Genomic DNA, 26117 nt, shown 5'->3' with positions numbered 1-26117 from the left:
GAATGTTAAAAAGGTGTTAATGGTACCAGTGGTTCTGTAACGCCTAGGGGAACAGCTTCTTCTGCTGGACCCTCAAATTGCCCCGTATTATATAGCTGAGACATGGCTTGCATTTTTCCGGTACTCCCGATTTGTAATACAGAGGAATTACTGACACTGCCAACTTTCAAAAAATGAATATAAATCGATTGGTTAACTGTGAGATGCAAAAGAATCACCTGCTAAATGCCCGAAATATTTTGATCAAATTGGTCATCATCGACCATTGTTGTCTGGGCGTTCTCTAAATGAACACGAATGCCATCACCAGTATTAAACGAGCCTCCTCCAGCAAAGGTTTTTGCCTGTGTATAAGGCTGAATCCGGTAAACATCCCCGATATGAAAAATACTGGAGGAACCAATGTTAATTACTTTAACAGCACCAACAATCGCTGGCATAAACATCATCCTAACATTGATACATCATTCTTTATTTAGTTTATGAATCTAGACCCAGTTTGTGAAACGAGTGTAAAAAAAACTTCGAAATACGAGTTTCTGCCATATATAAGATAAAGTGAGACTTCAATCAGTTAGGGTTTTAAACCCCACTGGTTGTTAGCGAAACTTATCAGGAAGTTAGCGTCGTGATAAAATAAATATAACTATTATGTAATAAAGGGGGAAAATTAATGAATCAAGCTACACCGTTACAGGATTCAAACAGACTACCTTGGATTGATACTGCAAGAGGCTTCGCTATTTTTGGTATCTTTATGGTTAACTTAGCTTCTTTTCATGCGCCATACTTTATGTACGGGAACGGACATAACTATTGGGGGACAGGAGAAGCAGGAATATGGCAAGTCATCTTGGACATCTTCTTTCAGGCAAGTTTTTATTCCTTGTTTTCATTTTTATTTGGATTTGGTGCTCAAATTATATATGAGAATCTACAAAAGAAACAGGTAGCATCACCTCGTAAATGGTTGATCCGAAGATTTGTAATATTACTGGTAATTGGACTGCTTCATGCGTTTTTAATCTGGTATGGTGATATTCTTATTACATATGCCGTCATTGGTTTTTTACTGTTATTATTCCTTCGTCGCAGTAATCGTACCATACTGGCGTGGAGTATTTCGGTATTGTTGATTCCAGTCTTGTTATATTCCGGTTTGTTGTTTCTAGTGAGCTTAATCGAAAATCTTGAAAATCTTTCTGATCAGGCAGCAATTGCTGCAGCTTTTCAGCATTACGGTGCTGGAAGCTGGACTGATATACTCAGCCAAAATGCGACAGACTGGTTTTACGGTAATTCACCAATGAACTTTTTCTTTGTTCTGCTCAACATTTTACCCATTTTTCTTCTCGGCTTAGTTTTTGCCAGAAATAAGTGGCTACATGATATTGATCAAAATCAGAAAGTACTTAAGCGTTGGTGGATTGGATCTTTTGTTATCTTTATGCTTTGTAAAGCAGGACCGTATGTGCTGGGTAATCCCATTTGGCTTTCTTTGATACAAGATGAATTTGGTGGCACTGCGTCTGCTATTTTCTACATGATTACCATTGCATTTAGTTATCGCTATGCAAAACAGCTGTTTGATTTAATCGGTTATGTCGGAAAAATGGCACTTACCAATTATATTTTACAGTCTTTGATTGGCGTCATGCTGTTCTATTCCATCGGTTTTGGTTTATATGGTGAATTGTCACCATGGCAAACGTTCTTCGTTGGTATCATTGTATATCCGTTACAGGTGTTGTTTAGTTATCTATGGCTGAAGCGGTACAAAAGAGGGCCAATCGAGTGGCTATGGAGAAGTCTCATCTATCAGAAGAAATTAACGAATAAACGATCTGCTGAAGATAGCCAGAAAGAGGAACAGACAGTAAACAGCTAAGAAACAATGAACTGGCTGGATAACAATTACTATTGTGCCTTAGGAGCGGAAGAAGTTTATGACAATTGAGTGAATAGATAGATGAAAAATGAAATCTAATCGATTACATGATATGATGAGTTTGATAAATATATTTTGGGGGTGTACAAAAGATGACACACTTACACATTACAGCATGGGTGTTAGCATTAATTCTGTTATTTGTCTCCTATGCGATGTACAAAAAAGGGAATAAAGCAGGGAAAATCTTACATATGATCTTACGTCTGGATTATCTGCTTCTACTTTATTCGGGTGGAGATCTATTCGCACAGTATATGGACGGAGGATTTTCGACATATGCTGGTGAGTTAATCATTAAAGCGTTAGCTGGCTTGTGGGTAATCGCAGCCATCGAAATGATCCTCGTCAAAACGTCAAAAGGAAAATCAGCCAAAAGCTTTTGGATTCAGTTAGTAATAGCTGCTGTTATTGTACTGGTATTAGGATTTGGACGTTTACCAATGGGTGTTAAATTGTTTTAATAAAAAGCCGCGGTATTATATCCGCGGCTTTTTTCTGTTGTAAAAGTATATAGATAGTTACTTTCATTAAGGTAATTAGCTGTAGGAAGCTGGAAGACTGCTCCGACCGGCTACTTCTCTTACTGACCATCGGCAGTACGAAACCTGGTTCATTTTCCTAGGGCACTTGCATACATTATTAAGAGCTACTAAGAAAGGGAAAGGTGTGTCGATACAGTATGTGTGGGATTACAGGATGGATCGATTTTACCCGCAGCGTTGAGCAAGAGCAACAACAAGTCTATCAGATGACGAAAGAAATTGCCGATCGTGGCCCCGATCAGAATGGCTTTTATTTTGAAACACATGTTGGATTTGGCCATCGCCGTTTAATCGTAGTCGATCCAGCAGGTGGAAAGCAGCCAATGATTAATGAGAAAAATGGTAATAAATATATTCTCGTGTATAATGGGGAGCTTTATAACACAGAAGATATTAGAAGTGAATTATTAAAGGCAGGATGGCAGTTTGATTCCCATTCGGACACGGAAGTTTTATTGAAAAGTTATATGGAATGGGGCGAGGACCACGTTGATAAGTTGAATGGAATTTTTGCCTATGCCATATGGGATCAGCAAAAACAGCAGCTATTCATGGCCCGTGATCGATTAGGTGTAAAACCATTATTCTATTCGTTGCATCAAAGTGGATTGATATTCGGTTCTGAGATTAAAGCGCTACTTGCCCACGATGAAGTAGAGCCTGTTATTACGGAAGAAGGTTTGTCCGAAATATTTGCACTTGGTCCCTCACGTACACCTGGTCATGGTGTTTTCGATGGCATCCATGAATTGAGAGCGGCACACGTTGGTATCTTCGATCGAAATGGCTGGAAAACCAGGCGTTATTGGAATGTGAAAAGTAAACAACATACACATTCTGTAGAAGAAACTGCTGAACACGTCCGCGCATTGTTCATCGATGCAGTGGAAAGACAGCTCGTCTCTGATGTTCCACTGGGAACTTTTTTGTCAGGAGGGGTTGATTCCAGTGCGATTACAGCAATTGCTACGAACTACTTGAATAAGCACAATAAAGATCCTCTTCAAACTTTCTCAATTGATTATCAAGAAAACGAAAAGTATTTTAAGAAAAGCAGTTTCCAACCAAATCGAGATAATGAATATATTGACAAAATGGTAGAACAATTTGGTACGGTCCATCACAATTTTGTGATTGATAATCTGACTTTAGTAGATTTATTGAAAGATGCGGTTAAATATCGTGATTTACCTGGAATGGCAGATGTTGATTCTTCCTTGTTATGGTTTTGTCAGCAAACCAAACAGAAAGTGACGGTAGCATTGTCTGGTGAATGTGCTGATGAAATATTCGGCGGATATCCGTGGTTTTATCGGGAGGATGACTTAAATCGAGAAGGTTTTCCTTGGATTCGATCTTCCGAAGTACGACAAAATTTACTTCGAGATGACATGAATCACAAACTTAACTTGGCTAATTATACGCAAAAAAGGTATGATCAGACCATTAACGAAGCACCATTGTTAGATGGGGAAGATGCAGAAGCTACTGCTAGACGTCAAATGTTTTATCTTAATATGCATTGGTTTATGCCTACACTGCTGGATCGCAAGGATAGAATGAGTATGGGCGCTAGTTTTGAAGCGCGCGTACCTTTTAGTGATCACCATTTAGTAGAATACGTTTGGAATATTCCCTGGGAAATAAAAACCCACGATAACCGTGAAAAAGGCATACTTCGAAAAGCATTAGAGGGAATTCTTCCAGATGAAATTCTTTATCGTAAGAAAAGTCCGTATCCAAAAACACATCATCCAGCATATACGAAAGCTGTCGTAAATTGGATGGAAGAGATTATTGCTGATAAAGATGCACGATTATTCGAGATTTTAGATAGGGAAAAGGTGAAGGAGTTAGTTGCACAGAAAGCCTCCAATATTAGTGCACCGTGGTTTGGCCAATTAATGACAGGTCCACAGCTGTTGGCACACATTTGCCAGATTGAACATTGGTTAAAGCTTCATAATGTAAAAATCAAGGTGTAAGCTGAAAAATTTAGAAAGTAGTGAGGGTTATGATAAGAAAAAAGTTGCTGATAAGTATACTGCTTCTTTTATGGATCCCGACCTCTCTATATGCATTAACATGGGCATACCCTTTTGTTGTTTTAGACGGACGTGTATATGAAGTAACCTCAGACCAAGTAGACCCTTCCGATGTAGGGCTGTTGCTCGGTCAAGTTACGAAGGTTGCTAATGAACAGACAGGGAGTTTTCATGGTAATGCTTCTAACCAGTACCCGGTTGGAACGAAGTATTTCAAGATGGATAAAGTGGACGAAAAAGATGCGATCGCAGTAAAGGCTGATCAGCTCTATTATAAAGCAACATTTATCAAATACATGCCATTTCACTGGCGAAATATCCTATCATTCATCATCCCAATGCTTTTTTTAATCAGTTTAATTTTTTTGTACCGTACGCGGGAAAATTTGAAAAAAAGATATAAGCATGCAATAGAGCGTTAATGAAAAAAGATAGATGAGGCAGGAGCCGTTCTGTTTCTATCTATCTTTTATATGAAAAAAAGTTTTTGCGTATATGTTCTTAGTCAAAAGGGAGTATAAAAGTGCAGTAACAGCAGTAATCATATTGAGCATGAAGTTTAGTGCCGATAATATGGATTATGTAAAGTAGAACTGTCTGACATTGTATTAATTTTGATAGAAGTCATTTGCTTAGCAAAGCTTCGGAAATAGGCTCCGCGTCCTGTGGGAACGGCTTCAGCTAGGCTACAACTTGAACAGCCTCTCTGCTGCCTTGTGCCGAGGAAGCACACTTCGAAGCAATGCTTGCAGACACAGGCACAATAGATCTTTAGCTCGCGCTGAGGCATGAGGAGTCTCCGCCTATTTCCTACGCTAATGGGAAGTACTACAACGATTGGAACAGCTAGAAGCAGTGGTGCTAGGCAATGTACTTCATCAATATATGGTGTGAATCTTGCAAATAGTGCTTCATATCCTAGCTGTCGCATCAATTGTGGAGCTATACATCAGCGTAGGCCAACCACGTAGACTCCCGCGGGACAGGCAGGCGCTGAAGATCCACAACGTCTGCACCTGTGTCTACTAGTAACGCTTCGAAGTAGGCTTCCTCGGTGCAAGGCAGCAGAGAAGTAATTCTAGTAGTAGCCTAGCTTCAGCCGTGCCCCGCAGGACGTGGACGTGGTTGGACGGAGCGGTATCCTAGCATATTAAATATCTCAATATGGATGCTCGGCTAGCAATGGCTAGCTACATAATCCATATTATAGGTAGTTATATAAAATTCAAATCAAATAAGACCTGGCGGGTTATACCCGATTTTTCGTTAGGATTCACAAAAAATTCATAAGAAATTACCTAACGGGTATTTGACTTTCTGTAATTGTCTAGGATAATAGAGGAGGAATCTATTGAGAAAAGGGGAGCAATATGTATTACATAAAACGAATACTAGCAATCTCCGTGCTGTTACTTTTGATCATGCCAAGTATTTCTGTAATGGCAGAGGAGCAGCCTAGTGAACAAATCTATTACCTTCTGGTAGATCGATTTGTAAACGGAGACAACAGTAATGATATCAATATTAATATCGATGATCCTTCTGCCTATTATGGGGGCGATTTGCAAGGGGTAACGGATAAATTAGATCACTTTAATGAGCTGGGTATCTCGATGATTAACCTTAGTCCAATTATGTCAGCACAATCTTACCACGGTTTTGATACCAGCGATTTTCAAACGGTAAATGAGCAATTTGGTGATATCGCTGATTTACAAAACTTAGTCAAAAAAGCACATGAACAGGATATCGAAGTCATTCTGGATTTGCCATTAACACATGTTGCGACGACACATCCGTGGGTTCAGGAACCTTCTGACTGGCAATCCGGCAATACAGTAGATGTCTTTGGTCAATCCTTGCCAGGGTTAGATTTAACAAATGATGATTTGCAGAACTACTTTATCGAAACAGCAGTACATTGGTTAACGAGTGCTGATATTGACGGTTTTCATATTTATGTTGATCAGGATACACCAGCATCTTTTATTGAAGAATTGCGCGCTCGTCTTCAGCAAGAAAACGAAGATGTGACATTGATAGTGGATGGAAGCGAAACAGAATCTGCTATGAATCATTCTTTCAAGTCGGAAGCAACAGAAATTCTCAAACAGCCAGGTGAATCGTTGGAATCGTTAGTAACGAGTGATTCCGGTGGGGTACATTATATGGAATCTGCTTTTACCAATCGTTTTACTCATGAAGCAGTACAAGCAGGATTTCATCCAGTAACAAGATGGAAATTAGCTTCTACGTTACTATACACATTGCCTGGATCTTCCTTACTTTATCAAGGGATAGAAGTTCCGATGGACAATGGTAAGGCAGAACCGGATCACCGGATGGCGCAAGTAAATAATAATGATGAAGAGCTAATGCAGCATCTTCAAAAATTAGCACAAATAAGAAGTCAATCTTCGTCTTTACAACAAGGTGATCTGGAAGTTGTCGGACAACAAGGAGCGATGATCGTATATAAACGAAGTGATCAAAATGAAACGATGTACATTGCTATCAACAATGACACGGAAACCCAATCGGTTTCACTAGAGGGACTTGGGGACGATATGCAGCTTCGTGGTTTGTTAGACGACAATATTGTGCGAAAACAGGAAGATGGTACCTATAGATTAATACTGGATCGTGAAACGAGCAATATCTTTGTTTTAGAAGAAAATACAGGATTTAACTGGATTTTCATCGCGATGATGGTCTTCATTTTTGGTGGTTTTATTTCATTTATTGTGGCCGTTAATCGCAGAAGTAAGAAGAACAAACAAGCAAATTAACTTAAATAAAAGTAGTTCAGTTTTGGAAAGTGCTAACTGAACTACTTTTTATTTTCATCAGACAAGAGAGTACAGCCAAAGCAGTAATCATATTGAGCATGAAGTTTAGTGCCGATAATATGGATTATGTCAACTAACAGCTTAGTATTTATTTTGAAATGATTCATGTGCTAGGATACCGCTCCGGCCAACCACTTCGCGTCCTGCGGGGCACGGCTGAAGCTAACTTTGTGAAGAAGGGCACTTCACAAAGTTAGCTTCAGCACCTGCCTGTCCCGCGGGAGTCTACGTGGTTGGCCTACACTATGGCTTTGCTCTACAACTAATAATACAGCTAATATTTTGAGCGGTATCCTATAGTGTCTATACCTCATCTTTAATATGGATAATGTCTAGCACTGTCGCTTTTCACTGTTACATAAGTTGTAGCACTTCCCTCAAGCGTAGGAAATAGGCGGAGACTTCCGTGGAATCAGCGCGAGCTGAAGATCCACTTCATTTGTGCCTGTGTCTGCAAGCATAGCTTCGAAGTAAGCTTCCTCGGCACAAGGCTGCAAAGAAGCATTTACAAATAGCAGCCTAGCTGAAGCCGTGCCCACAGGACGCGGAGCCTATTTCCGGAGCTTCGCTAAGCAGTTAAAATATATCAAAATGACACATTCTGCAATATAGCCTTTGTTTACATAATCCACATTATCGGTAGAGTGAACCGTGTTATTCATTTTGTTCATCACGAATAAACACATTTCTGGTCCAGACACGTGATTTCCAGCGTCGCCACATTAAAATCCCCCGTAACCATTCATCGGCGATATACCCGATCCAGACGCCTAGTAGACCTAGTTCAAGATAGATACCGAAGAACCAGGCGAAGGTAACACTGATACCCCACATTGAAATAATGCCGACGACCACCGGGAATTGTACATCCCCGGCAGCACGCAAAGAATTAATCAAGACGAGATTGAAGGCACGACCAGGTTCTAGTATGATGGTTACGAGTAGTAACGTCATTCCCATTTCGATAATAGTTAAGTCATCCGTGAAAAATTCTAGCAATGTTGAACCAGTGAAATAGAAGAGAATAGCAGCTAATGTGCTGATGACAATCGCTATTTTTAAGCTTTTTACGCCACGTTTATAAGCTTCTTCAATCTGGCCGGCCCCCATCATGTGTCCAATCAATATTTGTGTTCCTTGTCCGATCGCAATGGAAAACAGCATGAGGAACAGCATTGAATTCTCTACGTATACGCGAGTGGTAATAAATAAGGTTCCCATTTGGGCAATAAAAATTGTAATTACCATTTGACTGGCGTTATAGGATAATTCTTCACCGGCAGATGGCAGACCGATTCGTAATAAATCTTTGATATGATTTTTTTCGTATTTATATAAAGAAGTAAGTGGCAAGTGTTTGCCATTACGCCACAATAGAATTACTAATAAGATGATAAAACCAACGAAGCGGCTGATCATCGTCATATAGGCTACTCCTTCGACGCCGAATACAGGCAAGCCAAATGGTCCGAATATCATAAAGTAATTACCTGCTGCATTGATGATGTTCATCAGAATCGTGACATACATCGTATCCTTCGTGTAACCATAGCTTCGTAAAATGGCGGAGACAGTCATGATTAACGCTTGCACAAAAATGAAGCCACCAACAATATTGAGATAAGTCGAAGCTTCCCCCATTAGTTCTGCTGGTATATTCATGAAGTGAAGGATACCATCACTGAATAGAAACAACAACAGACTTAATGATAAGGAGAATATCAGATTTAAACTTAAGGAAGATACTGCGATTTTTCCAGCTGTTGTCGGTTTTTCGGCACCAAGATTTTGAGCCACCAGTACGGAAACCCCCGCTGCTACGAAACCAAACATAACAATCACGACGGAAAGGATTTGATTGGCTACTCCCACCGCGCCAACAGAATGGTCGGAATATTGGCTGAGCATTAACGTATCAATATTTCCCATTAACATATGTAACATAATTTCGATAAAAATCGGCCAAGTTAGCGCATACAAACTTAATTTTTTAGTGTTCTGCTGATTCATTATTAAACTTCCTTCTCTGTAGTCTACTAAGTTTAAACTCTACACTATTTAGGCTGAAAAGGGAATGGCAGTGAACTGGATGACGATTGAAAGATAAGCTTACAAAGTGAAACATTTATTTTGCCTGTTCGTATATAATGTAGAGAAGGGAGCGCTTATTATGGTAGAAAATCAAGCTTCATCGTGTCCAAAGTGTGGAGAAACTGAATTAGGAATTGGCAAGCAGAATGGCTATGCTGCCGTTGTACCAGTGAATAAAATGAGTTTTGGATCTGATATAGAATATCTGTTGTGTACAAATTGCGGTTTTATTATTGAAAGCTATGTAACGAAACCAGATAAGTTTAAAGGAACGATACTTTAATTGAGGTGACCTGCTATGTTGCAAGTTCCATCGTTACTATTTTGGCTGTTTTTAATATGTAGCAGTATCAGCTTTTTATATGGCTTACGAAAAAAGTCAGTAAAAGCTTTTATCGTAAGTGCTCTTCTATTATGTGTTCCGATGTTTTATTACAGTACAGTGGATAATGCTTATCAGTTATTTGTTTTTACACCAGTTGTTCCGCTTATATTTGCCTTTGTGATAAGACGAAAGCAGCAACTATCCTGAAAGCCTGGTTGATTACCATTTCAGTTAATCACTTTTCGTCTTGCAGGGAACGGCTAATGTTAACGATGCCCTGCAGGACGAAAAGGATAAGTTTTTCTAAGCATTTAAAATAATAATGCTACATTCTACTGTATATAATCCAAATTAGCACAACATTGTCTGCTATACGATCTTTCCGCCATTTACATGAATGGTTTGTCCGGTCACATAACTGCCATCGTTGCTTGCTAAATACACATAGGCGGGTGCTACTTCACAGGGCTCGCCTGGTCTTCCCATTTCTGAGTCAGAGCCAAAGGTAGCTACCTCATTTTCATCAAAGCTGGCAGGGATTAATGGTGTCCAAATTGGTCCAGGTGCGACACTGTTTACACGAATGCCTTGTTTGACAAGTGACTTTGCTAAAGACTTCGTGAACGTAGTAATCGCACCCTTCGTACTTGAATAATCAATTAGATTCTCACTTCCTTGAAAAGCGGTGATAGAAGAGGTGTTGATAATCACACTGCCTTGTTTCAAATAGCGGAGGGCAGCTCTTGTTAAGTAAAAATAAGAAAAAATATTGACACGAAATGTCTTTTCTAGTTGATCATCAGTAATGTTTAAGAAATTCTGTTGTGGGAATTGCATGGCGGCATTATTGACAACGATATTTATTTTGCCATGTTCTGCAATTACTTTTTCCACTACCTCATTACAGAAAGCACTGTCAGATATATCTCCTCTGAATAAGCTGCAAGAAACACCGGCTGCCTCTACTGCCTTCTTTGTTTCGTTAGCATCTTGATCTTCATCGTAATAGATTATGGCAATATGAGCACCCTCTTTTGCATAATGTACAGCAACCGATCGACCGATGCCACTGTCTCCACCGGAAATAATCGCTACTTGATCTTTTAATTTTCCACTACCTTGATAACTCTCTTTTATATACTTAGGGAGCGGGTGCATCTTATATTCGAAGCCAGGCTGGCGATCTTGATGCTGTTTTGGTAAAACTTCAGTCTTTTGATTATTAGCCATTTCTGTACACTCCTAGATACTTTTTATATCTAGTATGGCGTATCTTGATCCTGATATGCGAAAAAAACTCCCACTATCAGTAGGAGTTTTGTTTGTTTTATTCATTTAAGAAAAATAACGCAATCGTACCAGGTCCGGCATGGGCACCGATAGAAGAGCCAATCATATTAATTTTTATCTCTTTTACTTGCCATTTTTCCCGGATCATTGCTGCGATTTCTTCTGCAGTGTCGATTGCATCACCGTGGCTGATACCAATGGTTTGCTGCTCAAAATTCGCCCCGCGTTCCTCCATTAACTCTAGCATTCGCTTGTACACTTTTTTGGAACCGCGTATTTTTTCAAGTGGAATTAACTTGCCATCTTCCATGTGTAACAATGGTTTAACCTTTAATAACGTGCCGACAAAGGCAGCAGTTTTACTAACGCGTCCACCTCGATATAAATACTCGAGGTCATCAACAGTAAAAATATGCTCCATATGCTGATAGCTATGTTTGCTCGCCTTGATAATTTCATCAACACCAGCGCCCGATTGAGCAAGTTTAGCGGCTTGCAGGACGACTAGCCCATATCCTAATGAGGCACATTTCGTATCTAGGACATGGAGATCTGCTTCCGGAAATTCCTCTTTGATTCCTTGCTCCATCAACTTCCCAGCCTGATATGTACCCGACAATTCCGAGGAAAAGGCTAAATAAATAACGGGAGTATTACTTTCGGCATATTTTTGAAATGTATCTTTAAACAATTGAGGACTTACTTGTGCTGTTTTGGGCGCTTTTCCCTCTCGCATTGCGTCGTAAATCTTTTTGGAAGAAATCGAAATGCCATCTTCATATTCGCTGCCATCTAATTGAACAGTTAAGGGAAGCTTTTCAATTCCGTATTGTGCACAATCTTCTGCTGTCAGATCGCAAGCAGAATCTGCAATTATTTGTACTGACAAGGGTACCCCTCCTTTTTTCCAAAATCATGAATGAATAATCTTGATTACGTTTAATATAAGTGTAAGCGTAACGGTGGGTTACGTCAAAAAAAAGCCATACAAAAATTTTGACAAAACACTTGGTTTCTCGTTCGAAATTTAGTATAGTGAATCATTGTCTGCTTAGTCGTCGTACATAATCAATGATTAAGCAACGTTGAAAAAGGGTATGGAATCATGTGAATTCCGTGAACAGGAGGAATGACAGTGTTTTTAATGGAGACAAAACGTATTGCGATTGTGTTTATTGGTGCAATTCTCAACGCAATTGCGCTTAATTTTTTCTTTATAAGTGCGCATGTATATGCCAGCGGATTTACCGGTATTTCACAAATTTTGGCGACTGTTTTTTCAGAGTATCTAGGCATTCAACTTGCCAGTACAGGTATTATCTTATTTATTCTCAATATACCAGTCGCGATCCTTGGCTGGTTAATGGTTGGAAAAGGGTTCACGATTTACAGTTTTCTTTCCGTCCTTGCGACTTCTATCTTTCTTGAAGTATTACCGATTGTTACCTTATCAGAGGATATAATGCTGAACGCAGTATTTGGTGGTGTAATTGCTGGTGTAGGTATTGGGATTACATTGAAGTGGGGGGCATCGACGGGCGGTTCTGATATTATCGCTATGATCCTGTCCCGGTTAAAGGATAAGCCGATCGGCAGCTATTTAATGCTTATTAATGGGTTAATTATTGTAATTGCCGGTCTGTTAAATGAACCAGAGAACGCATTGTACACACTGGTAGGTCTGTATGTATCTACTCGTGTGATTGATGGTATTCATACTCGTCATGAGAAAGTAACTGCTATGATCGTCACCAAAAAAGCAGACGAACTGCAACAGGCAATCCATGATACCATGGTTCGCGGGATCACGATTCTTCCGGTTAAAGGTGCTTACACGAAGGAAGATAAGCATATGCTTTATTTAGTAATCACCAGGTATGAATTGTATGATTTAGAACGTATTATACATGAAGTCGATGAGAATGCCTTTACGAATGTGATTGAAACAGCAGGTGTGTATGGTTTCTTTAGAAAAAATGAATAAATAGAAAAAGAGAAGGAGCCGAATAGTCCTTCTCTTTTTTATAAGGTGCGTGCTAAAATTTTTAATATCCGTACTTTGCGATAACTTCTTTCACGTTATCAGTAAGCTCGTCCCATTCTACATCCATTTTTTTGTTAACGGTAATAAAATGCTGGAAGCCAAATACATTGTCTACACCTTCTAGTGTCATTAATTCGTTTAAAATATCATATTCACTTGTTTGTCCGGGCATGACAGAGACACTGCCATTACCTTCAAAAATCATACTGTCACTAGTGAATTTCATTGCATTTGGATTTGGTGTTGCTTCAACATGAATACTCATGGTTTTCCTCCTAGGTTGCGTACTTTAACAACATGATATCAAACTATAGCGATTTATGAAAGAAATTCAATGGTCGAACAATAAGGAGGAGAGGATAAGATGAAAAAGGATTGGCAACACGTGCTGGTTATTGGCACGATAGCAGGTATGGTATTGGGCGTATTTTTGTTGGTTGTGGAAAGCATTACAGGGGAAAAGGTATATACGTTATTATTAAATGTCGATTTTGTTCCTTTTTTGCAGAATAGAACATCTGTGTTACTTGAATGGTTCTTTCATTTATTAATTGCATGGATGATTACCTGGGTTTATGTCACGTTTACAAATAGAAGGATGTCTACCGTTCTCTTCATTAGTTGCGCAGCTGCACTTACCTATTTTCCTCTGACAATCATTGCTGTCCAGTCAACACCAGCAGTGTCCAATGGTATGGCAATTTTGTATTGGTTTATCGGTCATGGTCTTTTTGGTATCACCTTGTATTATTTGGATAAATGGTTACATTAAGAAAGAGAAGGCATACACAGGGTATGCCTTCTGTTAGAGGAGCTTATTTCAGTTCGTTCTGTTGTTTCAACTGTTCTTCAAGTTGGCGAAGTTCTTGCTGTTCTTCAGCAGTAGCATTCGTGTATGCTGATTGAATGGCATCTTGCGCGGCTTGCTTATCTGCATCTGAGAAGTTTCCGTTCTGGCGATTCATCATGCGATTGACCGCATTTTTGGCTTGTTCGAACATTTGGTTTTGCATTGGTAAATCCTCCTGTTTGTAGAATCACTAGGTTTATCTTTTGGATGACCGTCATGATTCATTTCAGTAGACTTATGAGTGAGATGGCGGCTGCAAAGGAAAACATGTCATCAAACCGGATATCCTGCTTTTTCCTTTTCTGACTTTCATCCAGTTTTATCATGCCTTCCTTTGGTATACCTCTATCTAAGCCGCCACCAAAATCAGAAGCTAAAGGAAAAAGCATGAACATCAATCTGATGTTCATGCCTTATTATGAGTCATTGAGCTGATTTTATACTGTGAATCACTTGGAAATTTCCGGGTTCGAACTAAGCTTTAAATAATTAGCGAGAAAGCTGCCAATACCGTCTTCTTCATTCGTTTTTGTTTGGTAGTTGGAGATTTGCGTTAATTCGTCAATCGCATTACCCATCGACACACCGACACCTGCGAATTCAATCATTTCTAAATCATTATCTTCATCACCAAATGCAATAATGTTTTCTACCGGAATATGATAATAATGGGCAATTTTCTTTAAACCGACAGCTTTGTTTATTCCTTTTCTTACGACTTCAATAATATCCCAAGGCACACCCCATTTTCGGTGTTCAATAATGGAAGCATGTTTATCATTTAGATACTGTCGTAACTCTTCTACATGATGTGGCTTCGGATGGATTAATAATGAAGTTGGATCTTCTGTCAGATGATTTTTTAAACTTCCCACAGTAATCAAATCTTCTTGTTCAGGCTCAGTAAAAATGTCGAGGAATTGCTGGTCAAACCGATCAAGGTACATATTATCTTTTATTTCTGCAAAAATATTCTCCACTTCAAAATCATAACAGGTTTGGATAATCTTCTTAGCAGTCCGATTCGGCAATGGTGTGTGCAGTACATCCCATTTGTTGTCTGTCGGGTGATGTATTAGAGCACCATTGAAATTTACCATCGGCGTTTCTAGCCCAAGCTGATGATAATATGAAATACTTGCTCGATGTGGACGTCCTGTTGCAATGACAACTATATGTCCTTCTTTCATGGCTTGTTGCACCATTGATTTTGTATACGCACTTATTTCTTTCTCGTCGGTTAGCAAAGTTCCATCTAAGTCTAACGCGATTAAATGTCGATTGGTTGGCATATCATCATCACCTCACTAATGTAATTATAGTCTATAGTTGTTTTCTGTTATTGTAAAGGAATGCTTCTAACAGAATATGATCAGGTATGTTACCAATATGCTGCAGTAATTCCAGATATGCCTTTGGAAATTAGCATTTGTAAAGATTTTGTATTGTTTCATTTCTATTTTTTGCATGATTAGGTCAGAAGTTATATCATTAAAGTATGACAAAGTTTTTGCAGAAAGGATTGTACTGATGATAGCAATTAGCAAAGAATATTGGGATGGCGTGCCAATCCTTCATGTGGTCGATCAGGACAAAAAGGATAAACCGTTACCAACATTAACCTACATACATGGATACACCAGTGCAAAGGAGCATAATTTGCCGTTAGCTTTTTTGATGGCAGAGAAAGGCTATCGTGTTCTATTGCCGGATGCGATGTTGCACGGCGAAAGGGAAGAGGATATTTCGTCATCTGAAAGAGAAATGCGCTTCTTTGATATTGTTAAACAAAATTTAGACGATATTGAAGCTATTTATGAAGAGCTAGTAGCAAGACAATTACTGGACGGGAACCGATTCGGATTGGCTGGAACGAGTATGGGTGGTATTACCACAGCTGCTGCATTAACCCAATTTTCCTGGATTAAATCAGCAGGGATTTTAATGGGCTCACCAAAAATATCTGCCTTTGCCGAACGATTAATTGGAGCAATGAAAGCAGAGCATAAAGAATTACCAATTCCTGATGAACAATTACACCAGCTGATGCAAGAATTAGCTGAAATGGATTTATCCATGCAAGTAGAAAAACTATTCGGTCGCGCCTTGTTCTTCTGGCATGGTGAAGCCGATCAAGTGGTACCGTTTGATCATGCATACAGTTTCTATGAAGAGGCAATCGATCATTATAAAAACCCGGAAAATATTCGCTTTTTAAAGGAAATTGGCAAGGGACATAAGGTTACCCGCTTTGCGATTACCGAATTTGTAAAATGGTTAGAATATCAGTTATAATACAAATCATTTAAAAAGTTGTCTAATTGTTTTATAATAGGGACAATAGCTTTGAAGGAGGGATACAGAATGGATCAAGCATTAGAAGAAAATTTAATGGGAGCACTGGAAAACGTGATTGACCCAGAGCTTGGTATAGATATCGTAAACTTAGGACTTGTTTATGGCGTCGATTTAGATGATGAAGGGATTGCTACTGTAACAATGACACTTACAGCTATGGGGTGTCCACTTGCAGGTCACATCGAACAAGATGTGAAACGTGTGATGGAAGACATTCCAGAAGTAAGAGATACAGAAGTAAATATTGTCTGGAACCCGCCATGGTCCAAAGACCGTATGTCCAGATATGCAAAAATTGCATTAGGCATTCCGGATTGATAAGAAAAAAGCGTCCCGTAAAGGAGACGCTTTTTTATTTGCAAAGTCAGAAAGTATAAAAATGCAGTCACAGCAGTAATCATATGGAACAAGAAGCTGAGTTCCTATAATATGGATTATGTAAAGTAGCCATAGCTAGCCGAACACCCATATTGAGATATTTAATGTGCTAGGATACCGCTCCGTCCAACCACTCCGCGTCCTGCGGGGCACGGCTGGAGCTAACTTTGTGAAGGAGGGCGCTTCACAAAGTGGATCTCCAGCACCTGCATGTCCCGCGGGAGTCTCTGTGGTTGGCCTACGCTAGAATAGGGACTGTACAACTTTTGTAAGAGGTAGCATATTGATCACTGTATATATAACAGCAATTGAATGAATAACATAATCCCTAGATCCACTGCTTTTAGCTGTTTCATATGATGTAGTACTTCCCTAAAGCGTTGGAAATTGGCGGAGACTCCCGTGGAATCAGCGCGAGCTGAAGATCCACTTCATTTGTGCCTGTGTCTGCAAGCATTGCTTCGAAGTAAGCTTCCTCGGCACAAGGCAGCAAAGAAGCATTTTCAAGTAGTAGCCTAGCTGAAGCCGTGCCCACAGGACGCGGAGCCTATTTCCGGAGCTTTGCTAAGCAGATGATATCTATCAAAATTACCACTATGTCAGACAGTGTTACTTTACATAATCCATATTATAGGTAGCTATATACAAAAGGTAATAAGGACCGGGCTGGTTTTTCTTATTGAAAAAAGGGTAAAAGATGTTCATAAGAATTAAAAGTATGACCACCTTGTAGTTCACAAATCCGATTTCTTCTGGGAATGCATCAGGAATAGCTTTTATAAATGATATCTTTCACAAAACTTATTAAAAAATCTTCTGCCTCATAGATCTACAAGAAATGGAACTGGCGGTCTTAGTGCCAATAAAAAATCGAGCATAGAAGTTCTCTACACTCGATTTCATCTTACTAATTTAAGAAAATAAACGCTAGAATACCGACAATAAAACAATAAAATGCAAAGTACTTCAGGTTCCCTCTGGCCATGACATTCATAAACCAGCGTAATGAATAATACGTCGCGATTAATGACGCAACAAAGGCAAGCACATATGGAATCCATAATGTATTAAATTCCGGGTCATTTATCACATCTCCGACTGATAATGCCATCGTTCCGACACTGACCGGAATAAATAGTAAGAAGGAAAAACGTAAAGCCGTTTCCTGTTTCATACCGAGCAGCATGGCGGCAACAATCGTTGCACCGGAGCGGCTGATTCCTGGGATAAGCGCTACTGCTTGCGCGAAACCGACGATTAATGCATCCTTCATTGTCAATTGCCCGTCGTTTTTGTCTCCACGTATGTTTCGAATAATCCATAGTGCGATACCTGTAATAAACAGCGTAATACCAATCATTTTGGCATTGCCGGCAAACGTACTGGAGATCAGGTCTTCGAATAATAAGCCAATTATAGCTGCAGGTACAGTCGCTACTACTAAATAAACAATAAACATAAAGTCATCATAATAGGTTTTGTCTTTTGTCGTCATATAGGATATACCATTTTTTGCGATTTGGACAATGTCCTTCCAGTAAACAATTAAAACAGCAAGCAATGATCCAAAATTCACCAGTACTTCAAATGACATGTTGTCTTTTATACCAACTTCAAACAGTTGCTGTACCATTACTAAGTGACCACTGGACGAAATCGGAATCGGTTCTGTAAACCCTTGGAGCAACCCTAAAAATAAATATTTAATCAAAATCAGAAGATCTTCCATTATGTATCCCCCTAAACCTTTCTAAGATAAAGATAACCCTTGTCACAATATTGATGACAAGGGTTATCGGTTAAGTCTAATGTGCTTTCTATTCTTCTTCTTTTAAGAGACCGTCTCCTAAAACAATAGCGGCAATGGCAAAAATTGCGCCGATAGAAATAACAGAGCCGAAGTTGAATGCTTCTCCACCCATACTCGTTAATACATATGATACAACAGTTAAAATAATGACTGACCAAAAAATCGTTGCGAAATATTTCATCGTGTCACCTCTCTATCTTTATATGTAGCTTGAACAAAAGTTTTATAATTGATGTATACCCTTACGCTAGATCGCCATTATAGTGTATCAAATTTTTTATGTAAAATAAACAAAAATCTTGTCCAATCAGTAATTTGTCATGATACTGTAAAAAGTTATATGCAGTTGTTGAATGAATCTACTGTAAAAGTGATTCGGTTATGAAAAAGATTTTAAGTCGGTCTGAAGTTTGCATTGCTTGAATAATAGGCTTTTGCAGCATGGTTGTTTGCCTTTGTAATCAATTTGTAATGTTTTCTTGGTTTACGGACATGTAGCAAAACGATAAAATAGTCCTAAGTGAAGGGCTCGTGGATAAGGGGTGCAGATGATTGAAAAAATTTATCGTGATGCTTTCATCTTTTATATGTTTGCTTTCATTTTTAACCGCTTGTCAGGCTGGTGGAAATGGAGAAAAAATAGAAAGAGTCGGTATGCTGATTGAGCATACGGTTCATGACCAGACGTGGGGCAATAAAGGCTATCGCGGATTACTCAACATTCAAGAAGAGTATGATACAGATGTCTATTTTCAAGAAGGCGTTCAGACGCAGCAGCAGGTGAATGTTGCTGTCGAAGAATTTGCCAGTAAGGGGGTCCAGGTAATTATCGGACACAGCAGTATCTATGGAGAAATGTTTAACCAAATTCATGCCTCCTATCCTGATATTCAATTTATTTATGTCAACGGTGGTTATTCTGCTGATAATTTAATTAGCTTAAATTTCAATGCACAAGCGATGGGCTTTTTTGCTGGTATGATAGCAGGTGAAATGACGGAAACCAATCGTGTGGGAATAATTGCAGCCTATGAGTGGCAGCCAGAGGTGGAGGGGTACTATGAAGGGGTGCTCTATGAAAATCCTGATGCCAATGTGGACATTCAATATGTGTATGACTGGGATGGACAGGAGTTAGCGATGGAACATTATCAGGCCATGCGTGAACAGAATACCGATATTATTTATCCGGCAGGAGATGCGTTCAGTGTATCAGTGGTAGAAGCAGCTAAAAATGATGGTATTTTTACCATTGGCTATGTCAATGATCAGCAGCCGACTGGTGGTTCTTCCGTGTTAACGAGTACCATTCAGCATATTGACAAGCTCTATGTATATGCTATTGACCAATTAAAAGATGGAGATTTGCCAGGTGGGATCTATAATTTTGGTTTTGATGAAGATGTGATTACAATGGGACCTTATAGCAAACAAGTACCTGAACGTTTTGTTAATCAGGTCAGTGAATCCATTAACGAATATAAGGAAACAGGCTTATTACCACATCAAACGGAAAAATAGCTGTCGATGCCGTCGACAGCTATTTCTTTGAGGATTTTCCGAATAAGTCTTTAAGTGGAGATAATTTCTGATACGTATCACTTAGTAACTGAAAGGTATCAATTAAATCGAATGTCTCGTCGGTTTCTTCAGAAGCTGGGTCTTCTTTTTCTTCTTCTTTTTTGCCAAACATCAGTCGATCAAAACGATTATCTTTGTCTTGCGCCAACAATATCCCTCCCGTATTTATCCTATGTTCGAGCAGCTTTTCTGTATGGACATTATCCCTAATTTTTGACTTTGTGGAAGAAAATAAACTTGAAAAAAAAAGGTAGTTATTATAAAATTAGTACCAAGTCTTAATAATTGATAATAATTCCTTTGAGAGGAAGGATAACTATGAAAGCAGGCGTATTAGGTACGGGTCACTATGTACCCGAGAAAGTTTTGACGAATAAAGATATGGAACAAATCGTGGAAACCAACGATGAATGGATTCGTACACGAACTGGTATAGAAGAACGCCGAATTGCAGCAGATACGGAAGATACGTCCGATATGGCATATAATGCAGCAGCGCAAGCATTAGCTGAAGCAGGAATAACAGGAGAGGATTTAGATTTAATCCTGGTTGCAACGGTAACCCCTGATCAGCCTTTTCCAACAGTATCTTGTAAATTACAAGAACGTTTAGGGGCAACAAAAGCAGCGGCAATGGATATTAGTGCAGCTTGTGCCGGATTTATGTATGGGATGATCACTGCTCAGAAATTCATTGAAACGGAATCATATAAACATATTTTAATTATTGGAGCAGAAAAACTGTCGAAAATAACAGACTGGTCTGATCGAAATACTTGTGTGTTATTTGGTGATGGAGCGGGCGCAGCAGTTATGGGGCCTGTGAGTGATGAACGAGGTATTCTTTCATTTGAACTAGGTGCCGATGGAAGTGGCGGTCAATATTTAGCACAAAACGAAGATTATATCTTTATGAATGGTCGGGAAGTGTTTAAATTTGCAGTTCGCCAAATGCCAGAATCCTCTGTAAATGTTGTGGAAAAAGCAGGTTATGCTAAAGAAGATGTCGATTATCTCATTCCACATCAGGCAAACATACGTATTATGGAAGCTGCCAGACAACGATTGGGCATTGACGTGGACCGAATGGCCGTAAATGTTAATAAATATGGTAATACTTCAGCGGCTTCAATACCTATTGCTTTGTCTGAAGGAGTAAAAAACGGTAAAATAAAGGATAATGATTTAATTGTCTTAGTAGGCTTCGGTGGAGGTCTAACATGGGGCGCTGTCGCGTTAAAGTGGGGCAAATAAAGAAATGGAGGAATCATAATGACTAAAAATAGAGTTGTGATAACTGGTATGGGTGCGGTCACGCCATTAGGAAATACCGTAACTCAATTTTGGGATCAGATTCAATCAGGTACTTCTGGAATAGATTATGTGACAAAGGTAAATAAAGATGATTTTCCTGCGAAAGTAGCAGCGGAAGTAAAAGAATGGGATCCTACCCTGTACATGGAGAAAAAAGAATCCAAGCGAATGGATTTATTTACACAGTATGCAGTAGCAGCTGCTAAAATGGCAGTGGAAGATGCAAAGCTAGATATTAATGATGAGATTGCTCACCGTGTAGGTGTATGGATTGGTTCAGGAATCGGTGGTATGGCCACATACGATGAGCAATTCCGTCGATTCATGGATAAAGGCTATAAAAGAGTAAGCCCATTTTTCGTACCGATGCTTATTCCTGATATGGCGGCAGGCCAAGTATCGATCCAATTAGGAGCAAAAGGAATTAACAACTGTTCCGTTACAGCTTGTGCTTCGGGTGCTAACTCAATCGGTGACGCATTTAAAGTAATCGAACGTGGTGATGCAGATTATATGATTACTGGTGGAGCAGAAGCGCCATTGACAGATATGTCTTTTGCTGGTTTCTCTACTGCAAAAGCATTGTCGTTCAATGATGATCCGAAAACAGCCAGCAGACCGTTTGATAAAAATCGTGATGGTTTCGTTATGGGTGAGGGAGCAGGCATCCTGGTAATTGAGTCATTAGAATCCGCTCAAAAACGTGGGGCAACAATTTATGCTGAGATCTTAGGATATGGTGCTTCTGGAGATGCTTATCATATTACATCACCAGCACCAGAAGGCGAAGGAGCAGCACGTGCAATGCAACAAGCAATTGATGATGCTGAGATTTCTCCAGAGCAAGTAGATTATGTCAATGCACATGGTACAAGTACAGCATATAATGATTCCTATGAGACGGCTGCGATTAAATCTGTGTTCAAGGATCATGCTTATCAATTTAATGTGTCTTCTACCAAGTCCATGACTGGTCACTTATTAGGGGCTGCAGGTGCGATTGAATCGATTATCTGTGTGAAATCGATTCAGGACAGCATTGTACCGCCAACGATTAATTATGAAACGCCAGACGAAGCCTGTGATTTAAACTATGTTCCAAACAAAGCGATCGAACAAGATGTCAACATCGCTATTACCAACTCATTAGGCTTCGGTGGTCATAATGTAACATTAGTCTTTAAGAAATATCAATAATTGAAATAGCAGGTAACTCCACTTATCATAAGTGGAGTTTTTTTATGCTTAGAAGCAAAATTACAGTTACATTTTTTTATACGAATAATGCTACCTTAGTGGCAATTTTGAAAGTTGTATTGGTATGAAACGGACAACAATCCTATTATAGAGAGAAAAAACCTTGCATAACGTTCCTATCATTTGTAATAGATAGAAGGCTTGTACATATACATGTATAAACCGGTTAAGGAGCGGATTAGGGTGGTATATGTATTTATTTTTTTAATAGGATTTGGCTTTTCTATCTCCGGTGGTATTTCAATCATCCTCTATTTAAATTTCATTCCTGCAGGATTATCTTTCATTGATTATTTGTCGATTGTTCAGACAAAAATGGAGTGTTATTTTTTGATTGTTGGCATTATTTTGATGGGCTTTTCCTTGCAGAAGATCTCGATGTTTTCTGTTAAATAATAACAAGAAAAGAATAAATTATCTCGTAATGGTCATACTGTTTGATAAACAGATTAGCAAAAGTGAGGGTTCGTAATATGTTGTATTTGCATGATGTATGGGTGAACTGGTTTGAAGGTGAAGAAAATGGCTACAATGTATGTCCTTTTCATGAATGGAGAAAGGCTGACGGTATAGAAATTCTCGATCAAGCTCCAATACTCTTCATTGACAACAAAACCTTTGATTACATTGAAAATGACTTACAAGATATTCCTCAAGAGATATTGGACAAAATTTATCAACGTGCGTATGTCCGCAAAAATCAGGAAAGAAAAGCGTTAGATTATGCTTGTATTGTAACAAACGGGACCGCCATCCTGGCATTTGATACAATGGGGTATCATATCCCAATTAGAAAAAGTCGGTTAATTCCTCGCCAGGAGCGTTTAGTGGCAGACCTTATTGAGGGAAGAACGGCTGCAAACTATTCGCTAAGTAATACAACAAATAAAGAATTTCATATCTTATCATTGCCAACCAATTATATGGTCGGATTAACTAGAAAAGAACGTCAATTAAAGCAATTATTAATGATTGCATTGGACCAGTTGAATGTTGGACAATGTTTAGAAGAAGTACGTTATTGGTTGACGGAATGGTCGCCGGAACGCTATCAGACGATTAAAGAAATGACGTTCCAGCATGCATGGCAAACTCTTTATCAAGAGGTAGTGGAAGGCTGGAGTATCCAACATGAAGAATTCTGCAAGCAAATTATTAAAGGACAAGCCTTCTATGAAGATATTTGGGAGCGCGAGCAGGATACTTATTCTACAAAATCATTACGATCATAATAAAGCACATAAAAAAGATTCCGATAGTCACTACAGATATCGGAATCTTTTTTTAGTAAAGTGGATAGTGTTTATGACTTTAAAGGGTTTGTTATAATATGGATTATGTAAAAAGGTACTGTCTGATATTGTGGTAATTTTGATAGACTCCATCTGCTTAGCATTGCCCTGGACATATGATTAGCGTCCTATGGGAGCGGGGTCAACTTTCTCGGAAAGAAAACCTTTTTCCTAAGTTAGCACCCCCACAGGACGCGAAGTGATTGGCCGGAGTGGTATCCAGGCACATGGATCATTTCAAAATTACCACTAAGCTAACATAATTCATATTATAGGTAGTTTTGTATAGTATTTAGTTAGTAAACTCGCTTATTTTTTCTTCTTCACTCTTCCAAGCCCCATTGCTTTTTTCGCCTTACGAATCATTTTAGTAGCAGCAAAGTTAGCTTTGTCGGCGCCTTGGTCAAGCAAATCGTCTAATTCGTCAGACTCAATTAACTGATAATAGCGTTCCTGAATAGGGCGTAGGGCGTCGATCACAGCATTAGCTGTATCTTGTTTAAACTCACCATAATTTTTTCCTTCATATCGAGCTTCGACTGCTTCAATGGTTTCTCCTGTACAGCTTGCAAAAATAGTAAGCAAGTTGCTGATTCCCGCCTTATTCTCTTTATCAAATTTCACAATACCGTCAGAATCGGTTACAGCACTTTTAATTTTCTTCTCGATTTGTTTTTCGGTATCAAGCATAAAGATAGACGCTTTTTGATTATCATCAGATTTACTCATTTTTTTCGTCGGTTCCTGCAAGGACATAATTCTTGCTCCGACCTTCGGAATGCTTATTTCCGGAATAGTAAAAATGTCATTAAAGCGATAGTTGAACCGCTGAGCGAGATCACGTGTTAATTCAAGATGCTGTTTTTGATCCTCACCAACAGGTACGATATCGGTATTATAAAGCAGAATATCGGCAGCCATTAATGGCGGGTAGGTTAACAAACCGGCTGACACGGCTTCTTTTCCGTGTGATTTGTCTTTAAACTGTGTCATGCGCTCTAGTTCACCAATGTAGCTGACCGTTTGTAACATCCAGCCTAACTGTGTGTGGGCAGGGACTTCGGATTGGATGAACAATACTGATTTATCAGGGTCAATACCTGATGCAATATATAAGGCCGCAAGTGATTTTATATTGTCACGCAGCTTCAGTCGATCCTGTGGAACGGTAATGGCATGTTCATCTACAACACAGAAATAGCAATTATTCTCTTCCTGTAATGAAACAAAATGCTTCATCGCTCCTAAATAATTTCCTAATGTAAGACTTCCACTCGGTTGAATACCTGAGAATATAGTTTTCATTTTTTCACCTCTACTGATTTTTTGCATTAAAAAAAGCCCACTCTGTTCCCTAATAAAAGGGACGAATGAACCGCGGTGCCACCCTCGTTATCACTTTGTAAGTGATCACTTTCATACTAGCTATGCCTAGTAACATGGAATATGTGTTAAGAAAATCCCATTTCCCTTTTCCCTTAGTACCTATTTACAGCATCCATAGGCTCTCTTTAAGCTAGCGGAGAAAAAGTACTTCTATCTTCTACATTCCAGACTATATGATTTGATTGAATTATATAAAATGTAGCAAGATTTTTCAAGCATAATTCAAGTTATCCGTAATATATTACAAGTAATACCATCATTATGATCAATAGGCCACTTCCCTGTATAATAAAAAATCGAAGGGCATTTATACTGACCCGTTCAGATGGGGGCGTTCTGTAACAATAGTACTTTCCCATTGTTTATGTTTACTAGTTTTTGTAAAGACCTTCTGAAAACTTGCTGCCGTTATATCGAAAAAACGCTTAGCTATAACGTATAATAGCAGTCCTGCCATTAAGTAGCCTCCACCGAAGTAAAACAAGATATTAATATAAGACAAAAGTATGAACTGTTTCATAAATACAAAAACTAAAGCTAGGCATAATAGAAGGTGTATAGCAAAAAGAGTCGTTTGCTTTGTTATCTGTGTCATGAATCGTTTCTCCTTTCAAGCTAATTATGCAGTATGATAACCTTAAAATCAATTATCAGAATAGTCAAAAAATAAAGAAAACTCACAATATTCCAAATATAATCAAGAAAATAAGACTAATATACCATTTTTTCGCGCAAATCGGTCTATTTTATTAGT

Annotated in this window: 28 protein-coding genes and 1 other annotated feature; of the genes, 15 read left to right on the top strand and 13 right to left on the bottom strand. The window is 38.9% G+C overall.

Translation table 11 applies throughout. From position 1 onward, the window contains the following. Positions 1-5: 5 nt before the first annotated feature. Together MUN87_RS06570 and MUN87_RS06565 are read right to left on the bottom strand one after the other, a co-directional pair. Complete coding sequence (locus MUN87_RS06570; protein WP_244746911.1) at positions 6-209, bottom strand: spore germination protein GerPB; 204 nt, start codon at positions 207-209, stop codon at positions 6-8. A 12-nt stretch (positions 210-221) separates the two neighbouring features. Further along, on the bottom strand, positions 222-440 hold the full coding sequence (locus MUN87_RS06565) for a spore germination protein (protein WP_244715478.1): 219 nt from the start codon (positions 438-440) through the stop codon (positions 222-224). A 233-nt stretch (positions 441-673) separates the two neighbouring features. On the opposite strand from MUN87_RS06565, the gene MUN87_RS06560 reads away from it, so the two are divergent. From MUN87_RS06560 to MUN87_RS06540, 5 genes are all read left to right on the top strand, one after another. Next, positions 674-1888 (top strand): DUF418 domain-containing protein, encoded by a 1215-nt coding sequence (locus MUN87_RS06560; protein WP_244746910.1) that lies wholly within the window; start codon positions 674-676, stop codon positions 1886-1888. 152 nt (positions 1889-2040) lie between these two features. Then, the gene (locus MUN87_RS06555) at positions 2041-2412 is read left to right on the top strand and encodes a YisL family protein (protein WP_244746909.1); all 372 of its coding nucleotides are present in this window, start codon (positions 2041-2043) and stop codon (positions 2410-2412) included. 218 nt (positions 2413-2630) lie between these two features. Continuing rightward, on the top strand, positions 2631-4478 hold the full coding sequence (gene asnB, locus MUN87_RS06550) for an asparagine synthase (glutamine-hydrolyzing) (RefSeq protein ID WP_244746908.1): 1848 nt from the start codon (positions 2631-2633) through the stop codon (positions 4476-4478). A gap of 29 nt (positions 4479-4507) precedes the next feature. Continuing rightward, on the top strand, positions 4508-4960 hold the full coding sequence (locus MUN87_RS06545; RefSeq protein WP_244746907.1) for a hypothetical protein: 453 nt from the start codon (positions 4508-4510) through the stop codon (positions 4958-4960). Positions 4961-5908: 948 nt separating this feature from the next. Then, positions 5909-7327, top strand: a complete 1419-nt coding sequence (locus tag MUN87_RS06540; RefSeq protein ID WP_244746906.1) for an alpha-amylase family glycosyl hydrolase — start codon at positions 5909-5911, stop codon at positions 7325-7327. Between the two features lie 714 nt (positions 7328-8041). On the opposite strand, the gene MUN87_RS06535 is transcribed toward MUN87_RS06540, so the two are convergent. Next, positions 8042-9397, bottom strand: a complete 1356-nt coding sequence (locus tag MUN87_RS06535; protein ID WP_244746905.1) for an MATE family efflux transporter — start codon at positions 9395-9397, stop codon at positions 8042-8044. Between the two features lie 160 nt (positions 9398-9557). Here MUN87_RS06535 and MUN87_RS06530 point away from each other — a divergent pair, with 160 nt between their 5' ends. Continuing rightward, positions 9558-9761, top strand: coding sequence for a transcription initiation factor TFIIIB (locus tag MUN87_RS06530; RefSeq protein WP_244746904.1), 204 nt, complete (start codon positions 9558-9560; stop codon positions 9759-9761). Positions 9762-10172: 411 nt separating this feature from the next. Here the strand turns inward: MUN87_RS06530 and MUN87_RS06525 are convergent, their stop codons facing one another. After that, positions 10173-11033 (bottom strand): SDR family oxidoreductase, encoded by an 861-nt coding sequence (locus MUN87_RS06525; RefSeq protein ID WP_244746903.1) that lies wholly within the window; start codon positions 11031-11033, stop codon positions 10173-10175. A 97-nt stretch (positions 11034-11130) separates the two neighbouring features. Then, positions 11131-11982 carry a DegV family protein gene (locus MUN87_RS06520; RefSeq protein ID WP_244746902.1) on the bottom strand — a complete coding sequence of 284 codons (852 nt, stop codon included), beginning with the start codon at positions 11980-11982 and terminating at the stop codon, positions 11131-11133. 246 nt (positions 11983-12228) lie between these two features. Between MUN87_RS06520 and MUN87_RS06515 the strand changes: the two genes are divergently transcribed. Then, positions 12229-13077 (top strand): YitT family protein, encoded by an 849-nt coding sequence (locus MUN87_RS06515; protein ID WP_244747903.1) that lies wholly within the window; start codon positions 12229-12231, stop codon positions 13075-13077. A gap of 61 nt (positions 13078-13138) precedes the next feature. Here MUN87_RS06515 and MUN87_RS06510 read toward each other — a convergent pair whose 3' ends face one another. Further along, positions 13139-13402, bottom strand: a complete 264-nt coding sequence (locus MUN87_RS06510; RefSeq protein WP_244746901.1) for a NifU N-terminal domain-containing protein — start codon at positions 13400-13402, stop codon at positions 13139-13141. A 99-nt stretch (positions 13403-13501) separates the two neighbouring features. Here MUN87_RS06510 and MUN87_RS06505 point away from each other — a divergent pair, with 99 nt between their 5' ends. Then, a complete protein-coding gene (locus MUN87_RS06505) occupies positions 13502-13909 on the top strand; it encodes a hypothetical protein (protein ID WP_244746900.1) in 408 nt (135 codons plus the stop codon). A 43-nt stretch (positions 13910-13952) separates the two neighbouring features. Here MUN87_RS06505 and MUN87_RS06500 read toward each other — a convergent pair whose 3' ends face one another. After that, positions 13953-14150: a DUF3813 family protein gene (locus MUN87_RS06500; protein WP_244746899.1), complete on the bottom strand. Its 198-nt coding sequence runs from the start codon at positions 14148-14150 to the stop codon at positions 13953-13955. Positions 14151-14436: 286 nt separating this feature from the next. Continuing rightward, positions 14437-15279 (bottom strand): Cof-type HAD-IIB family hydrolase, encoded by an 843-nt coding sequence (locus MUN87_RS06495; RefSeq protein ID WP_244746898.1) that lies wholly within the window; start codon positions 15277-15279, stop codon positions 14437-14439. Positions 15280-15517: 238 nt separating this feature from the next. Here MUN87_RS06495 and MUN87_RS06490 point away from each other — a divergent pair, with 238 nt between their 5' ends. Continuing rightward, a complete protein-coding gene (locus MUN87_RS06490; RefSeq protein ID WP_244746897.1) occupies positions 15518-16282 on the top strand; it encodes an alpha/beta fold hydrolase in 765 nt (254 codons plus the stop codon). A gap of 69 nt (positions 16283-16351) precedes the next feature. Next, a complete protein-coding gene (locus tag MUN87_RS06485) occupies positions 16352-16663 on the top strand; it encodes a metal-sulfur cluster assembly factor (RefSeq protein ID WP_244715514.1) in 312 nt (103 codons plus the stop codon). 967 nt (positions 16664-17630) lie between these two features. Here the strand turns inward: MUN87_RS06485 and MUN87_RS06480 are convergent. Both MUN87_RS06480 and MUN87_RS06475 read right to left on the bottom strand, forming a co-directional pair. Continuing rightward, the gene (locus MUN87_RS06480; RefSeq protein ID WP_244746896.1) at positions 17631-18452 is read right to left on the bottom strand and encodes an undecaprenyl-diphosphate phosphatase; all 822 of its coding nucleotides are present in this window, start codon (positions 18450-18452) and stop codon (positions 17631-17633) included. An 88-nt stretch (positions 18453-18540) separates the two neighbouring features. Continuing rightward, positions 18541-18714, bottom strand: a complete 174-nt coding sequence (locus MUN87_RS06475) for a DUF2929 family protein (RefSeq protein ID WP_244746895.1) — start codon at positions 18712-18714, stop codon at positions 18541-18543. 371 nt (positions 18715-19085) lie between these two features. On the opposite strand from MUN87_RS06475, the gene MUN87_RS06470 reads away from it, so the two are divergent. Then, complete coding sequence (locus MUN87_RS06470; RefSeq protein WP_244746894.1) at positions 19086-20054, top strand: BMP family ABC transporter substrate-binding protein; 969 nt, start codon at positions 19086-19088, stop codon at positions 20052-20054. Between the two features lie 19 nt (positions 20055-20073). Here MUN87_RS06470 and MUN87_RS06465 read toward each other — a convergent pair whose 3' ends face one another. Further along, the gene (locus tag MUN87_RS06465; protein WP_244746893.1) at positions 20074-20262 is read right to left on the bottom strand and encodes a hypothetical protein; all 189 of its coding nucleotides are present in this window, start codon (positions 20260-20262) and stop codon (positions 20074-20076) included. A 170-nt stretch (positions 20263-20432) separates the two neighbouring features. Here MUN87_RS06465 and MUN87_RS06460 point away from each other — a divergent pair, with 170 nt between their 5' ends. The 4 genes from MUN87_RS06460 (at position 20433) to MUN87_RS06445 (ending at position 23917) form a co-directional block, all read left to right on the top strand. Beyond that, entirely contained in the window at positions 20433-21368 is a 936-nt protein-coding gene (locus MUN87_RS06460) for a beta-ketoacyl-ACP synthase III (RefSeq protein ID WP_244746892.1), read from the top strand. A gap of 18 nt (positions 21369-21386) precedes the next feature. After that, a complete protein-coding gene (gene fabF / locus MUN87_RS06455; RefSeq protein ID WP_244746891.1) occupies positions 21387-22625 on the top strand; it encodes a beta-ketoacyl-ACP synthase II in 1239 nt (412 codons plus the stop codon). 243 nt (positions 22626-22868) lie between these two features. Further along, entirely contained in the window at positions 22869-23081 is a 213-nt protein-coding gene (locus tag MUN87_RS06450) for a YuzI family membrane protein (protein ID WP_244746890.1), read from the top strand. Between the two features lie 77 nt (positions 23082-23158). Further along, positions 23159-23917, top strand: a complete 759-nt coding sequence (locus tag MUN87_RS06445; RefSeq protein ID WP_244746889.1) for a DUF3603 family protein — start codon at positions 23159-23161, stop codon at positions 23915-23917. A 369-nt stretch (positions 23918-24286) separates the two neighbouring features. Here MUN87_RS06445 and trpS read toward each other — a convergent pair whose 3' ends face one another. Both trpS and MUN87_RS06435 read right to left on the bottom strand, forming a co-directional pair. After that, positions 24287-25282, bottom strand: coding sequence for a tryptophan--tRNA ligase (gene trpS / locus MUN87_RS06440; protein WP_244746888.1), 996 nt, complete (start codon positions 25280-25282; stop codon positions 24287-24289). Between the two features lie 54 nt (positions 25283-25336). Beyond that, positions 25337-25527 (bottom strand) — a binding site (T-box leader). A gap of 143 nt (positions 25528-25670) precedes the next feature. Beyond that, positions 25671-25958: a DUF3899 domain-containing protein gene (locus MUN87_RS06435; protein WP_244746887.1), complete on the bottom strand. Its 288-nt coding sequence runs from the start codon at positions 25956-25958 to the stop codon at positions 25671-25673. Positions 25959-26117: the final 159 nt, after the last annotated feature.

This window comes from Gracilibacillus salinarum (genome assembly GCF_022919575.1).
Taxonomy (GTDB): domain Bacteria; phylum Bacillota; class Bacilli; order Bacillales; family Amphibacillaceae; genus Gracilibacillus; species Gracilibacillus salinarum.
The sequence above is the reverse complement of the archived record's forward strand: the minus strand, read 5'-3'. Positions and strand labels throughout refer to the sequence as shown.

Coding starts and splice junctions, on each gene's coding strand:
- MUN87_RS06565 (WP_244715478.1), bottom strand. CDS start 440: ATGCCAGCGATTGTTGGTGCTGTTAAAGTAATTAACATTGGTTCCTCC.
- MUN87_RS06560 (WP_244746910.1), top strand. CDS start 674: ATGAATCAAGCTACACCGTTACAGGATTCAAACAGACTACCTTGGATT.
- MUN87_RS06555 (WP_244746909.1), top strand. CDS start 2,041: ATGACACACTTACACATTACAGCATGGGTGTTAGCATTAATTCTGTTA.
- asnB (WP_244746908.1), top strand. CDS start 2,631: ATGTGTGGGATTACAGGATGGATCGATTTTACCCGCAGCGTTGAGCAA.
- MUN87_RS06545 (WP_244746907.1), top strand. CDS start 4,508: ATGATAAGAAAAAAGTTGCTGATAAGTATACTGCTTCTTTTATGGATC.
- MUN87_RS06540 (WP_244746906.1), top strand. CDS start 5,909: ATGTATTACATAAAACGAATACTAGCAATCTCCGTGCTGTTACTTTTG.
- MUN87_RS06535 (WP_244746905.1), bottom strand. CDS start 9,397: ATGAATCAGCAGAACACTAAAAAATTAAGTTTGTATGCGCTAACTTGG.
- MUN87_RS06530 (WP_244746904.1), top strand. CDS start 9,558: ATGGTAGAAAATCAAGCTTCATCGTGTCCAAAGTGTGGAGAAACTGAA.
- MUN87_RS06525 (WP_244746903.1), bottom strand. CDS start 11,033: ATGGCTAATAATCAAAAGACTGAAGTTTTACCAAAACAGCATCAAGAT.
- MUN87_RS06510 (WP_244746901.1), bottom strand. CDS start 13,402: ATGAGTATTCATGTTGAAGCAACACCAAATCCAAATGCAATGAAATTC.
- MUN87_RS06505 (WP_244746900.1), top strand. CDS start 13,502: ATGAAAAAGGATTGGCAACACGTGCTGGTTATTGGCACGATAGCAGGT.
- MUN87_RS06500 (WP_244746899.1), bottom strand. CDS start 14,150: ATGCAAAACCAAATGTTCGAACAAGCCAAAAATGCGGTCAATCGCATG.
- MUN87_RS06495 (WP_244746898.1), bottom strand. CDS start 15,279: ATGCCAACCAATCGACATTTAATCGCGTTAGACTTAGATGGAACTTTG.
- MUN87_RS06490 (WP_244746897.1), top strand. CDS start 15,518: ATGATAGCAATTAGCAAAGAATATTGGGATGGCGTGCCAATCCTTCAT.
- MUN87_RS06485 (WP_244715514.1), top strand. CDS start 16,352: ATGGATCAAGCATTAGAAGAAAATTTAATGGGAGCACTGGAAAACGTG.
- MUN87_RS06480 (WP_244746896.1), bottom strand. CDS start 18,452: ATGGAAGATCTTCTGATTTTGATTAAATATTTATTTTTAGGGTTGCTC.
- MUN87_RS06475 (WP_244746895.1), bottom strand. CDS start 18,714: ATGAAATATTTCGCAACGATTTTTTGGTCAGTCATTATTTTAACTGTT.
- MUN87_RS06460 (WP_244746892.1), top strand. CDS start 20,433: ATGAAAGCAGGCGTATTAGGTACGGGTCACTATGTACCCGAGAAAGTT.
- fabF (WP_244746891.1), top strand. CDS start 21,387: ATGACTAAAAATAGAGTTGTGATAACTGGTATGGGTGCGGTCACGCCA.
- MUN87_RS06445 (WP_244746889.1), top strand. CDS start 23,159: ATGTTGTATTTGCATGATGTATGGGTGAACTGGTTTGAAGGTGAAGAA.
- trpS (WP_244746888.1), bottom strand. CDS start 25,282: ATGAAAACTATATTCTCAGGTATTCAACCGAGTGGAAGTCTTACATTA.
- MUN87_RS06435 (WP_244746887.1), bottom strand. CDS start 25,958: ATGACACAGATAACAAAGCAAACGACTCTTTTTGCTATACACCTTCTA.